Annotated in this window: 12 protein-coding genes; 8 read left to right on the top strand and 4 right to left on the bottom strand. The window is 62.6% G+C overall.

The features are described from left to right. Genes KL788_RS05770 through KL788_RS05760 form a run of 3 tightly spaced genes read left to right on the top strand, consistent with a single transcriptional unit; the run spans position 1 to position 2,689 of the window. On the top strand, positions 1-534 hold the full coding sequence (locus tag KL788_RS05770; protein WP_293169345.1) for a MaoC family dehydratase: 534 nt from the start codon (positions 1-3) through the stop codon (positions 532-534). Continuing rightward, a complete protein-coding gene (locus KL788_RS05765; RefSeq protein ID WP_293169343.1) occupies positions 531-1,613 on the top strand; it encodes a Gfo/Idh/MocA family protein in 1,083 nt (360 codons plus the stop codon). Before KL788_RS05770 ends, KL788_RS05765 begins: the two co-directional genes overlap by 4 nt. Positions 1,614-1,663: 50 nt before the next feature. Further along, the gene (locus KL788_RS05760) at positions 1,664-2,689 is read left to right on the top strand and encodes a LacI family DNA-binding transcriptional regulator (RefSeq protein ID WP_293169341.1); all 1,026 of its coding nucleotides are present in this window, start codon (positions 1,664-1,666) and stop codon (positions 2,687-2,689) included. An 18-nt stretch (positions 2,690-2,707) separates the two neighbouring features. Here the strand turns inward: KL788_RS05760 and KL788_RS05755 are convergent, their stop codons facing one another. Further along, complete coding sequence (locus KL788_RS05755) at positions 2,708-3,595, bottom strand: fumarylacetoacetate hydrolase family protein (RefSeq protein WP_293169339.1); 888 nt, start codon at positions 3,593-3,595, stop codon at positions 2,708-2,710. Positions 3,596-3,856: 261 nt separating this feature from the next. Between KL788_RS05755 and KL788_RS05750 the strand changes: the two genes are divergently transcribed. Beyond that, the gene (locus KL788_RS05750; RefSeq protein ID WP_293169337.1) at positions 3,857-4,855 is read left to right on the top strand and encodes an enolase C-terminal domain-like protein; all 999 of its coding nucleotides are present in this window, start codon (positions 3,857-3,859) and stop codon (positions 4,853-4,855) included. Positions 4,856-4,860: 5 nt separating this feature from the next. Here the strand turns inward: KL788_RS05750 and KL788_RS05745 are convergent, their stop codons facing one another. Further along, positions 4,861-5,472, bottom strand: coding sequence for a DUF1349 domain-containing protein (locus KL788_RS05745; RefSeq protein WP_293169335.1), 612 nt, complete (start codon positions 5,470-5,472; stop codon positions 4,861-4,863). Between the two features lie 105 nt (positions 5,473-5,577). Next, positions 5,578-6,327, bottom strand: coding sequence for an SDR family NAD(P)-dependent oxidoreductase (locus KL788_RS05740; RefSeq protein ID WP_293169333.1), 750 nt, complete (start codon positions 6,325-6,327; stop codon positions 5,578-5,580). Positions 6,328-6,521: 194 nt separating this feature from the next. On the opposite strand from KL788_RS05740, the gene KL788_RS05735 reads away from it, so the two are divergent. The 4 genes from KL788_RS05735 to KL788_RS05720 all read left to right on the top strand — a co-directional run bounded on the left by KL788_RS05735 (position 6,522) and on the right by KL788_RS05720 (position 10,598). Then, complete coding sequence (locus KL788_RS05735; RefSeq protein ID WP_293169331.1) at positions 6,522-7,814, top strand: ABC transporter substrate-binding protein; 1,293 nt, start codon at positions 6,522-6,524, stop codon at positions 7,812-7,814. Positions 7,815-7,931: 117 nt separating this feature from the next. Beyond that, the gene (locus tag KL788_RS05730) at positions 7,932-8,780 is read left to right on the top strand and encodes a carbohydrate ABC transporter permease (RefSeq protein WP_293169329.1); all 849 of its coding nucleotides are present in this window, start codon (positions 7,932-7,934) and stop codon (positions 8,778-8,780) included. Beyond that, positions 8,777-9,724 carry a carbohydrate ABC transporter permease gene (locus KL788_RS05725; protein ID WP_293169327.1) on the top strand — a complete coding sequence of 316 codons (948 nt, stop codon included), beginning with the start codon at positions 8,777-8,779 and terminating at the stop codon, positions 9,722-9,724. Before KL788_RS05730 ends, KL788_RS05725 begins: the two co-directional genes overlap by 4 nt. A gap of 88 nt (positions 9,725-9,812) precedes the next feature. Next, positions 9,813-10,598 (top strand): SDR family NAD(P)-dependent oxidoreductase, encoded by a 786-nt coding sequence (locus KL788_RS05720; protein WP_293169325.1) that lies wholly within the window; start codon positions 9,813-9,815, stop codon positions 10,596-10,598. Between the two features lie 73 nt (positions 10,599-10,671). Here KL788_RS05720 and KL788_RS05715 read toward each other — a convergent pair whose 3' ends face one another. Then, the gene (locus KL788_RS05715) at positions 10,672-12,615 is read right to left on the bottom strand and encodes a hypothetical protein (RefSeq protein ID WP_293169323.1); all 1,944 of its coding nucleotides are present in this window, start codon (positions 12,613-12,615) and stop codon (positions 10,672-10,674) included. Between the last annotated feature and the right edge of the window lie 61 nt (positions 12,616-12,676).

Raw genomic sequence — 12,676 nt, 5'->3', positions numbered from 1 at the left:
ATGAAGAACCCCAACACCGACCCGATTGCCCGCAATGCGATCAAGGCCTGGAACCAGGACGAAAAGCTCTACGAAGACTACGAGGTCGGTGAGGTCGACCGGTCCATCAGACGCACCATCTCCGAGGGGGAGATGATGGTATTCAACGGGCTGCTCCTTGACATGCACCCCTATGTCGCCGACGACATCTGGGCACGCGAGCACGGCGTCTTCGGCAAGCGCATCGTTCCAGGCGCCATGGTCTTCAGCTACGGCATGGGTCTCATGGCCCACAACAATGTGAACACTTTCAGCTACGGCTACGACCGCCTGCGGTTTATCAAGCCCGTCTTCATTGGCGACACCATCTATACAATGCGCACCCTGCTCAACAAGACTCCCAAGTACGAAACGATGGGGCTCTTCACGGTGTCGTACGAGGTGTTTCGCGCCGACGATGAAGAACTAGTTCTCTACTGCGAGCACCTTCAGACTGTGAAGTATCGCGATGCGAATGCCGCGCGGGCGGGTCTCGACGGAGCCGCGGGATCATGATCGATCTGTTCCAGGATGTCTCTGAGCACTGCCGCCTTCAGATCGCACCAGAGCACCAGCGACCGGTCGCGATCGTCGGCGCGGGAGGCATTGTCGAAGGCGCGCATCTGCCGGCCTACGCTCGCGCCGGAGTGACCGTAGTGGGCATTACCGATCTAGATCTCGAACGTGCTCGTCGAGTGGCACAGGCGTTCGGCATTCCCCGCGTGTACGAGACGGTGGACGAGTTGCTCGCAGACCCTGCGGTCGATGTCGTCGACATTGCGGTGCCGGTCGCTGCGCAGCCGCCCATCTTTCGGGCAGCGGTAGCGGCGGGAAAACACATACTCGCCCAGAAGCCCTTCGCGACCGATCCTGAAACCGCTTCAGAACTGGCGCACCTCGCGGCTGACGCCGGGCTAGTGGCGGTGGTGAACCAGCAAATGCGGTACGACGAAGGAATCGCCGCGGCGCACCGCATGGTCGAACTCGGATGGATCGGCGACATCACCTCGTTCTCCATCACCGTGAACCTCGCGACGCCCTGGGAACTGTGGGAATGGGCCCAGCCCATGGAGCGCCTCGAGATCATGGTGCACTCGATCCACTACCACGACGTCGTGCGCTGGTTCATGGGTGAACCGTCGTCGGTGTACGCCGTCGGCGGCCGGACGCCGGGTCAGTATCCGGTCGGTGAGACACGAACGGTCAGCACCTATCGTTTCGCCAGCGGTGCGTCGGCACTCGTGCATGCCAACCACGTGAATCGTGGTGGCGACAACACGGCGGAGTTTCGCATGGACGGCGTCGAAGGCGCGATTCGTGGAACGATTGGGTTGCTCTACGACTATCCCGACGGCCGCCCCGACACGCTGGAGATCATGAGCCGAACGATTCCTACCGATGGATGGGTGCCGTATCCCGTCACTCAGCGGTGGATCCCCGATGCGTTCATCGGCACCATCGGTTCAGTGTGTGATGCCATCGCGACGGGGTCGACTCCTCGCACGAGCGCGATCGATAATGTCAAGACCGTTGCACTCGTCGATGCGTTGTACACCTCGATGAACGAGAATCGCGTCGTCGACTTCACTGCGTGATCGCTCACGGCCCCTGGGTGGGGACGGGCTCGACGGGAGGGCGAGGCGGCATGGCCAACATTCGAGATGTTGCTGTCCGTGCGCGCGTTTCACCCGCCACCGTGTCCCGCGTGTTGTCTGGCGATCCGCGTCTGCGCGTCGCCGATGACACGCGTGCTCGCGTCGTCGACGCGGTGCGCGAGCTCAAGTACGTGCCCAGTCATGCGGGTAGATCGTTGCGCACGGCCCGTTCGAGGGCGGTTGCCGTGGTTGTTCCCGACGTCACCTCCGCGGTCTTCGCTGAACTGACGGCGGGGGCGACTGAGGCCGCAACCGAGCGGGGGTTGACTGTCGTACTCGCTCGCGCAGAAGAGGTGAACGCTGACTCCGAATGGATGACACGCGTCGTGGGAGAGGGCCGGGTTGATGGCCTCATTCTTCAGATTCCAGACGGTTCGCCCCCTGATCTCATCGACGCGCTCGCGCTCCTTCCGATACCGATCGTGGTGATCAACTCAGTCGATCACGGGCCGCTCAACACGATCGTGCTGAACGATGCTGCGGGTGTGCGCACCGCTGTTGATCACCTCGTTGACCTGGGACACCGAGATATTGGGTTCATCGGGGGTGTCGATTCGAGCGCGACCGGTACACGCCGTCGGAACGCGTTCATCGAGAGCCTTCGTGCCCACAAGCTTTCGGTGCCGGGGGAGTCGTCACCGGCGGGATGGGTAACCGCATGTGGGTACAGCGGTCAGCAAGGCCGTGTAGCCGCAACCAAGCTGTTGTCTTTGCCGAACCTGCCGACTGCTTTGGTGGTGGCTAATCTCAATGCCGCCTTGGGCGTGCTTGCTGAGGTTCATCGCAGCCCGCTCCGCGTTCCGGACGACATGTCGCTCGTTGCTTTGCACGACGTCTGGTACGCGGATTCCATCTGGCCCCCCCTGACCACCGTTCGTATGCCCCTTCGGCAGTTAGGCGCGGCCGCTGTCGAGCTCGTGGCCGAATCGCGGACGTCAGAGACCGTGCATAGCGTCGTCGGCGAGGCTCCCGTCTTGATCGTGCGGGAGTCGACGACCAGTCGGCCCGTCCTGTGACGACATGCCCAGCCCGAGTCAGCGTGGCGCGATGACCGTCTGCCGCTGCTCGCCGAGCCCGTCGATGCCGAGCGCCATGACGTCACCCACCTGAAGATAGGTCGGCGGCGTCATGCCGAGGCCGACGCCCGGAGGGGTGCCGGTGTTGATGAGGTCGCCCGGCTCGAGCACGAGGAACTGGCTCAGGTAGTGCACGATCACGAACGGATCGAAGATCATCGTCGAGGTCGAGCCCGTCTGACGGCGTTGGCCGTTGACGTCGAGCCACATGCCCAGTGCCATCACGTCGTCGAGCTCGTCGGCCGTCGCGAGCCATGGTCCGGCGGGGTTGAAGGTCTCGGCCGACTTGCCCTTCGCCCACTGCCCGCCGCGCTCGATCTGGAACGCCCGCTCGCTCACATCGTTGACGACGACGTAGCCGGCGATGTGGACGCGCGCCTGCTCGGGGCTGTCGAGGTAGCTGGTGCGCGCGCCGATGACGATGCCGAGCTCGACCTCCCAGTCGAGCTTCGTCGCTCCGCGCGGCATGATGACGTCGTCGTGCGGCCCGACGAGAGTGTTGGGGCTCTTCGTGAAGAGGATCGGCTCGTCGGGCACGGGCATGCCCGACTCGGCTGCGTGGTCTGAGTAGTTCAGCCCGATGCAGAGAATCTGGTGCGGACGGGCGATCGGCGCGCCGACCCGCTGAGCGACACCGTCTGCCCCGACGAAAGGATGCACGCTGCCGGCCGCGATGCGCTCAGCGACGAGCTGCTCGAGACGGAGCATCCCGCCCCCTCTGCCGGACGAGCCGAAGAAGGCCTCATCGAAGTCGGGCACGAAGTCTGAGACGTCAACGTACGAGGTCTCGTCGACGCGCACGACGGGCTTCTCGTGGCCCGCTGGGCCGAGGCGCATGAGTTGCATGGGGTGCCTTTCGTCCTGAGGGTGAGCCAAGCGATCCGCCGCGCGCACACCACCCCAATATCCTATATCATTGTTGATCATGCGTACTGCGGCGCGGGCCACCGTCGCGCAGCGGGCGTTCGCTCACCTCTTCGCTGAAGGATCGCCATGATCATCACTGCCGTGAACGTCATCCCCATCACCGTTCCCGCCTACGACCCTCCCTTCGTGTGGCGTCGGGGGCTTCCGGGTTCAGAACCGGAGGCGCAGGGCGCTTGGCTGGTGCTCAGCACCGATGCTGGAATTACGGGATATAGCTTTGCCCTCCGAGGCGTTCAGATCGCCGATGTCGTCGATCGACGCATGCGCGCCGAGTTGATCGGACGCGATCCCTTGCAGCGCGAATACCTGTGGCATCGGCTGTGGGAGATCGACCGGATTGACCGCTTTCCGGTCGGCATCTTCGGGATCATCGACACGGCAATCTGGGATATTGGAGCGAAAGCGGCCGGCATGCCGTTGCACCAGCTGTTGGGAACCTTCCGCACAGAAATCCATGCCTACGCATCGACTGTCACATACTCGTCGATCGACGAGTACCTCGATGTCGCAGACCAGTGTCTCGAGCTCGGGTTCCCCGCCATCAAGCTGCATGCGTGGGGCGACGCGCGGCGAGATGCTGAGCTCTGCCTCGCCCTTCGCGATCGTGTTGGCCCGAACGTGCCTCTCATGTACGACGGTTCCGCGGGGTTCGACCTGCTCGACGCCATATATCTTGGCAGAGCCCTCGGAGAGGCAGACTACCTCTGGTATGAGGAGCCGATGAAGGAGTTCAGCATCACGTCGTACCAACGTCTGGGTGAGCGAGTCGATGTGCCGCTCATGGTGTGCGAGGTCGCAGAAGGCGCGCACATGACGACTGCCGACTTCATCGCGAGTGGATGCGCTGATGTCGTGCGCACCAGTTCCGGGCTCCGTGGTGGCGTTACTGGGGCGATGCGGATCGCTCACCTGGCCGACTCGTTTCAGATTCGGGCCGAGGTCCATGGCGGTGGACTCGTCGCTCGGCACCTGGTGCTGGCAATTTCGAACACGACCTACTACGAGGCGCTCGTTGATGCAAACCCGGTGGCGCGGCCAGTGGAGGTCGACGAACGAGGCATGGTGGCCGCGACGACGTCGCCGGGTATCGGGTGGGAACAGCAGTGGGCCGAGTCGGGTGTACCCGCAGCATTGGAGCCCTTTGGAGCGACGGCGGCAAAGGTGAGCGGGGAGCCTTGAGGCAGTTAGCTTCCGTCGCGCACGTTCTCGAGCGTCTCGTTGCGGAAGAACATGTCGCTGAACGTTGCGGTTGTGCCGTCGCCAGCGGGCGACTGAGCAAGAATTCCGATCTCCACGCTGGGTGCTGCGAATCCGGGATCGAAGTACCGCAGGAGATGCCACCGCGCCCCGTCGTCTGAAGCATGCAACGCCGCTGTGGCCCCTCGCCGAGCGACGCGAAGGTGAGTGCCGCTGGGGGCAACCTCCCAGGCGTTTGCGTCATCGGAACGCCCGTTGCGGGTCACGACCGTCACTACCCTTGGCGTGCCATGCGGATCACGTTCGCTGCACACCTTGAACCAGTTGGCCTCGTCGATCATCACCAGGAGCACTCCGGAGTCGTACGGAGCGGTGAATTGGGCAGTGACGTGCCCGCCGAAAACGAAGTCGCCCGCAACCTGCGCCATGAAGCGCTCGGCGTCAGGTGCAGGTGATGATGAGTCGTCAGGATCAAGGAACAAATCTGATCGTGCGGCGGCTGTGAGTACCACGTGATCGCCGCTGACTCGCGGTTCACCGCCGCCGGCCGGACCGGTGCGGGCGAGTGTGAGGGGTGTGCCTGGTACTGCAAACTCCACGGTGGGCTTTCCTCTCCACTATTCACAACGTGTCGTGTGATCCCGACAATACGGAAGCATCTGACTGCACATAAGAGAACTCCTCCGACTGAGGGTGTCGCCGCCCTAGCGCGGTCGCACGCGCAACCCGTCCATACCGCCGTCCACAGCGAGCACCGTCGCGGTGATGGAACGCTGATCAGGGCTTGCGAGAAAACGAATCGCGTTGGCGACCTCTTCGGGAGTGACGAGACGACCATTCGGTTGTCGCTGTTCGAGAGCGTTGCGCTCGGCAATCGGATCATGTGCAAGGTCGAGCAGCCGCGCCACCCAGGGAGTGCCGGCGGTGCCGGGGTTGACACAATTGACTCGAATTCCGTCGACCATGTGGTCGGCTGCCATGGCCAGGGTCAGCGATTGCACAGCGCCTTTGCTCGCGGAATACACCGCTCGTTGGGGGAGTCCGACGGTCGCTGCTATTGAGCAGGTGTTGACAATCGAGGCTACGTTGCTAGCCCTCAGCAACGGGAGCGCAGCTCTCGTCACACGCGCGATGCCGACGACGTTGACGTTGAGCACGCGCATCCACTCATCGTCAGAACTGTCTTCAACAGTGCCCACCGCGCCAATGCCAGCGTTGTTCACCAGGATGTCGAGCGATGTCAGGGTGTTCGACAGAGTGGCGAAGGCCGTCGAGACGTGCTCTGTAGATCCGATGTCACACGAAATCCACTCGGCGACCCCCTGCATCTCACCGGGATCCAGGTCGAGTCCGAAGACCCGCGCGCCCGCGGCGGTCAGACTTCTTGCCGTGGCCAGGCCGATACCTGAACCGGCCCCGGTGATGACAGCCGTGAGGCCGCTGAGATCAGACATCAGTGCACCGTGTGCTTTCCGTCGAGTGACAAAACCTGAAAAGTGCGGGTGACCAACTCTGGTCTCCGACTCCCCGCGGGCCGTTATAGGAAATATGCTATACGATTCTGCCAAGAACATGTAGCATCGTTTTCAACCCTGGAGCGAAGAAGCTTTCTTTCTTTCGTTCCGTCACGGCAGGAAAGGAAGCACCAATGAAACGACTATCGCTGGCGATCGTCGCGGTAGCGGCGGTGACCATAAGCCTCACGGGATGCACCAACGCGGCGCCCGCGGTTGACCCGGACGCCAAGCCCTCCCTTCTTTTCTGGGTGGACACTCCGCGTGTTCCGCAGGCCGAGGCGTACCAAGAGCTCATGGCCGACGAGATCGACATCACGATCGAGGTGATCGCCCAGGCTGACGCCCAGACGAAGATCACGTTGGCTAACCGTGCCGGCAGTGGCTGGCCAGACATCATCTTCGGCACTGCAGCTGACACTGCCCTGTTCCTCGACCCGAGCAACGGATTCGCCGCTGACCTCACCGACGTGGTCTCTCAAGAAATCTTTGATGGCTTCGGCGAGGGCAACAGCGACTGCCTGTTTGATGGCACGTATTACTGCCTGAAGAACGACCTCGCGAACACGGTGCTGTGGTACAACACCGTGATCTTCGACGAGCTCGGGCTGACGGTACCGACGACCATGGACGAGTTTGCTGCCACGGCCCTTCAGCTTGAGGGCACCGGTTACGTTGCTGGAGCCGTCGGTGACCAGGGCTACTACGCTGGATTCTTGCAGTCGAGTGAATGCCCGCTTGCTGACGTCACGGCGCCGAACGTCGTCAGGATTGCCCCGAACGACCCGAAGTGCACTCGAGTCGCGGAGCTGATGCAGCCGCTGCTCGACGCAGGAGTGGTCGACAGCCGCTCGAGCTTCGACGCCGGATTCATCGCTGACGTCGCACAGCAGAACAAAGTTGCCATGACGATCGGCCCGTCGTGGTTCGGTGACTTCGTCATCCGGCCCGCAGAGTCGTGGGGCGTGCCCGCAGGCCAGATCGCTGCCGCGAACATGCCCGCATGGGGCAGCGGTGACGACGACCGGTCTGGCGCCTGGGGCGGTGGAGTCTTCACGGTCTCGTCTCACTCGCTCTACCCGCAGCTCGCTGCCGATGCTGCCGTGTGGATGACGACGTCTGACGTCATGGCTCAGCTCGAGACGACCCCAACGTTCCCGGCCTACGGCCCGGCGAACCAGTTGTGGGAAGCCCGCATTTCGGCTGACCCGTACTACGCCTCGAACCCCTACCCGGCCATGGCTGCTGGCGCGAACAAGATCTCGCAGGTTGACCGACCCGTGCGATTCGCCTTCGTGGCGCAGATCGGTTCGACGCTTCAAGCGACGATCAACGGTGGCGGTTCGCTGGAACAGGCGTTGAACGACTTCGCCGTCTCGTTGCAGAATCTTGCGCCGGGTTCCGGGTACCAAGTCGAAACCGAGTAGTCATTGGGGTTGGGTGTCGGAGTTTGCGCTCCGGCACCCAACCCTCATCTTGAGTGAAGAGGAGTCGCAGTGTCGCGATCACGTAGCAGTCGCCAGAGCCTCATCGCGGGGCTCGTTATGTTCACGCCGTACCTAGCGCTCCTTCTGGCATTCGGTGTGTGGCCGATCGTCGTCGCGGCGATCACGTCTTTCGAACCGTCCATTCTCAATCCAGGTGGTGGGCCCCTCAACTACTTGGTGGTGTTGCAAGATTTCCGTTTTCTGCCAGCGCTGATCAACGTGGGGATCTTCCTGGCGATGTACGTGCCGGCGATGCTCATCGTGGTCGCGCTAATGTCATTGCTTCTCGATACCGTGCAAGGGCGATGGAATCTGCCGTTGCGCCTCACCTACCTTGTTCCTGCCTCGTTGACAGGAGCCACTGCGGTTCTGGTCTGGTACTTCCTTCTGGAGCCGACGCTGAGCCCGTACCAAGATGCGCTGGCAGCTCTCGGAATCACTCAGGGCACGCAGATCTGGCAAGCTCAGAATCTCGGATGGATTTTCGTTCTCATGGCCTTCTTCACCGGCGCGGGCAACTGGATTGTCGTGCAGTACGGCTCGCTCCAGTCGATCCCCGATGACATTCTCGAGGCAGCTCGAATTGACGGTGCCAACGCAGTGCAAATCGCGTGGCAAATCAAGTTGCCGTTGATCAAGAAGTACCTCGTGTACATGGGAATCCTGGTCTTTGCTGCGGGCCTCCAGGTCTTCGTCGAGCCACAGCTCATCTCGGCATCGGTTTACCCGGGCCTAGCGGCGAACTGGTCGCTGAACCAGCTCGCCTACACGTTTGCGTTCCAGCAAAACAACCTGGGGGGCGCTGCTGCACTGTCGCTCATGCTGCTGGTGGTCTGCGTGATCGCCGCTGTCTTCGTGATCTTCCGAACCGACTTCTTTGATGGAATTGGAGTAAAACGCAAATGACGACGAGTACCGCTGTCAACGAAGCTCGCGTGGGGCCTCCGAAGATCGTCCACCACAATCTCAACAAGCGAACGCCGAGAGGAAATGCTGGTCGCGTCGTCGTCTGGGTGACGATGATCGCGTTCGCCCTCGCCAGCATCATCCCGATGATCTGGCTGATCATTGCCCCGTCGAAGACTGCTCCTCAACTGAACAATGACCCGCCATTCAGCTTCGGCAGCTTTGAGAACTACGTCATTGCGTGGCAGAACTTGCAAACCTTCCAGGACGGCATCATCACTCAGTGGTTGCTGAACTCGGTTCTGTACACGGCGGCCATCGTCGGCATCGCCTGCGCCACCGCACTGTTGGCGGGCTATGCGCTCGCAGTCACCGCCTTGCCGTTCAAGAGAACTCTGCTCATCACAACTCTGGTCGCGACGATCGTTCCGCCAGTCGCTCTGGTCATCCCGTTGTACATTCAGATCGTGCAAGCCGGGTTGTATGACACATCAACCGCTGTCATTTTGACGAGCTCGTTCTATCCGTTCGGGGTGTTTCTTGCCTACATCTACTTCTCAACGTCGATTCCCCACGAGGTCTTCGAGGCGGCCCGTGTTGACGGCGCGGGGGAGTACAAGACCTTCTTCTTGATCGCGTTGCCGCTCTCGAAGGGTCTTCTGGGGATGCTCGCGTTCTTCAGCTTCAGCGCAGCGTGGGTGAACTACTTCCTTCCGTATGTGCTGCTCGGGTCTGCCGCCAACTACACATTGCCGGTCGGGTTGGGAATCTTGTTCAGCTCGACACCGGCGCTGAACCCGGGGAACGGTGCTCAGCAGAGCGTCATTGGCCGGCCGGAAATCGCCCTCGCCGGTCTTGTCGTGGCCATCCCGATTCTGATTGTCTTCCTGGTCTCGTCGAGGTTGCTGGTACGGGGAGTGTTGGCCGGCGCGGTCAAGAGTTAAGGCGCCATGCGCGCCCACTTCTCGGCGCCGCGCGACTCAGTACCTTCGGTGATGGAGTCGACGCGGGAGATCGGCGTGAGGAGGCACTGTGCGGGGTGATCAAGAGGCATCTCGTTGCGCGATCGTCACAGGATCCACGACGGGAATCGGGCTCGCGACGGCAGTCGCGCTGGCACGCGAGGGCAGCAACGTTCTGCTCCACGGTCTCGACCCTGACGACTCCGATGTCGTGACCGAGGCATTGCGTCGTGTTCGACGTGAAGGCGGGGAGGCCGAGTACATGCGGGCGGACCTGCGTGAACCTCAGGGTGCCGCCCAGGCCATCCTGACGCGTGCTCGCGACCGATGGGGCCGCATCGACATCATCGTATGCAACGCCGCGATGGTGCTTCATGAGCCGCTCGAGGCAGGCACCGAGAAGGCATGGAGGGATGCGTTGTCGGTCAATCTACTGGCGCCCGTGTTTCTCGTGCAGGAGGCGGTCGACGACCTGGTGGCCTCGAGCGGTTGTGTCGTGATGATCAGTTCGACCAATGCGCTCATCGCCAATCGCAAGAACATCGTCTACGACACCAGCAAGGCCGCCCTCAACCACGCGGCGCTGAACCTTGCGCTCGAGCTGCGTGACCGAGGCGTGCGGGTCAATACGCTCATGCCCGGTGGCACCGCGAGTCCGAGTCTCGAGCGCTGGACCGTCGACTTCGCCGGTGGTGAGAAGGCGGCACGAGCCGTGCTGGATGACGCGCGGGAACGCGGATCGCTCGCGAGTCCCGACGACATCGCCGCCGGTGTCGTGATGCTCGTCACCGACAACGCGAGGTGGGTGACAGGAGCGACGATCGCCATCGACGGAGGGTTCCGGCTGGGGCCCTAGACGAACCCTCTGCGACCGCCACGGGTCAGGCAGCTGCCGACACCTTCACCACTCCCTGATGCGCCGCCAGCTGCTACTGCTGCCGGGGCCGGATGACGGGATCCCAGTTCTCGCGACGAGACCACGGCGTCTGGTAGCTCGGGTCGTTGGCGTACCGGTCCATTCCGATCACCAGCGTTGCGCCGGCTCCCGGGGCAAGGTGGACATCGAGCCACTCCGAGTCGACGCTCAGCGGCTCACTGGCTGAGCCGTCAGCGCGACTGATCTCAGCAGTCGTGAAGCGGTGTTCCCCAAAAGTGCCCGCCTGAATGACCACCGTGCGGCCGTGCTCACTCTCGGTATTCACGAGCTCGATCGTGGTGCTCTTGGAGCTCACCCCGTGCACCAGGGCTGCCACTCCTGGCGGCAGTCCGGGGCGCTGCTCATCGGCGTCGTAGTACCGCACCGTGGCGTGCTGCAGGCCGCCGTGCGAGATATGCATGGGGGCGCCCCACATGAGTTGGATGAGTGACTCGAAGTACACGGGGCAGAACTCTTGCCAGGCGTGGATGGCGTAGCCATGGGTCTGCATGCTGACCGTGTCGGTGTGACCGTCAATGTGGATCACCTCGCCCCACCTGCGCGGGTCGCCCTCGCTCGACCGCATGCGTCGAAGCTGCTGGTCGATGAGCTCATTGTTCGCGGCCAGAAGCCGGTCTGGGTAGCCGGGATTGCGCCCCTGCGAATACTCGTACCAGGCAAGGGTGTTCGCATTGAAGTGCTTCGTCGAGAACGGACGACGCGGCACGATCACTTCCGTCCAATCGGTGGTGCGCGGCACGCGCTCGACCCGTTCGCGGTCGTCGTCGGCCATCGTGCGGGCCCATAGGTGAATCGCATGGAAAGGATTGGCCGGTCGGTAATCTGCCCAGCCGCTGTCGAGCCGCTTGTGTGGCACGAACCAGCCGTCACCCTCGTTGTGCCCGAGAGCGAAGTGAGTGTCGATTTGCTGACGCACGAGCCGCACGGCCTGCTCGTCGCCGCGGGTCAGCAAGTAGGCATTGAGCGAGGCGTTCAGGGTCGGCTCGATGATGGTGAGCCAGCCGTGTGGCCAGCGCCAACCGTAGTGCCCGCCCCACCACTTGCCATCGTTGTATTCGCCGACGGCGCCCGACAGCCCGACGTTGTCAGGCAGCAGGCCACCATTGGCATCGGCTCGGGCCTGCCAGGTGGCGACGTATTCGAGCACCCAGGTCTTGAGATCCTCCTCGCCCGAGTACAGATAGGCGTGCGTGAACTGCCCGGTCGCATTGAGGTTCAGGGGAACATCGCCGCGCGTAGTGCGCTGGTTCATCAATTCGATCACTTCCGCGAAGACGCGGTCATCGCTCCAGTTGCACGTTCCCAGCTCGTACGGGCTCGTGACCATGTCTTCGAACGGCGCCGGGTAGTCGTCGAGCACTCCGCGGTGAGTCGAGAGGTCTTCCGCCGTGACGACGAATCGTGGGCCTGCGCTTCCGGCCTGTGGTGCCTTGATCAGATGAAGCTCGGGGTCGTAGTTATCGGCGATGGGGTCGGAGCCGTCGTACATGCCAGCAAACCGTCGGGCCCTTTGTCGTTCGACGACCGAGTCGGGGCGCGTGAAGCCGAAGAAGTAGTGAAAGAGATTGGCTTCCCCGTGGTGCATCCAGTCGTAGTATCGGTCGAACTCGCGATCGATCTGGCCATACTGTGTCCACTGCCAGGTGATCGAATCCCAGAGCCGACGCGCCATCTCGTAGACCTCGTCGCTGCCCCCGATGCTGTAAAACAGCGCGAGATACATGAAGGCTTCATACGGGTCGTCCGACCCGTCCATTCCCGGCCATTCTTCGCGCCAGATGAGGGTGCCGTCGTCGCGGGTGTAGCGGGCGACGAACTCGCGGGCGGCGACCTCGAGGCGCGCCATCAATTCCCGCTCCTGAATTGCCCACGACGGAACAGTGACCGCCTCGGTGAGCGAGAGCTGGGGGCGCGGGTCGGAAGGCTGATTCGGCATCGGTGTACTCCATTGTTCCCGTGGCGAGAAGAAGTCTATATGATATAGGAACAGCGCCAGT

Source organism: Microcella sp., from assembly GCF_019739195.1.
Classification (GTDB): domain Bacteria; phylum Actinomycetota; class Actinomycetes; order Actinomycetales; family Microbacteriaceae; genus Microcella.
Note: the sequence above shows the minus strand (reverse complement) of the source record. Positions and strands in the feature narration are given on the sequence as shown.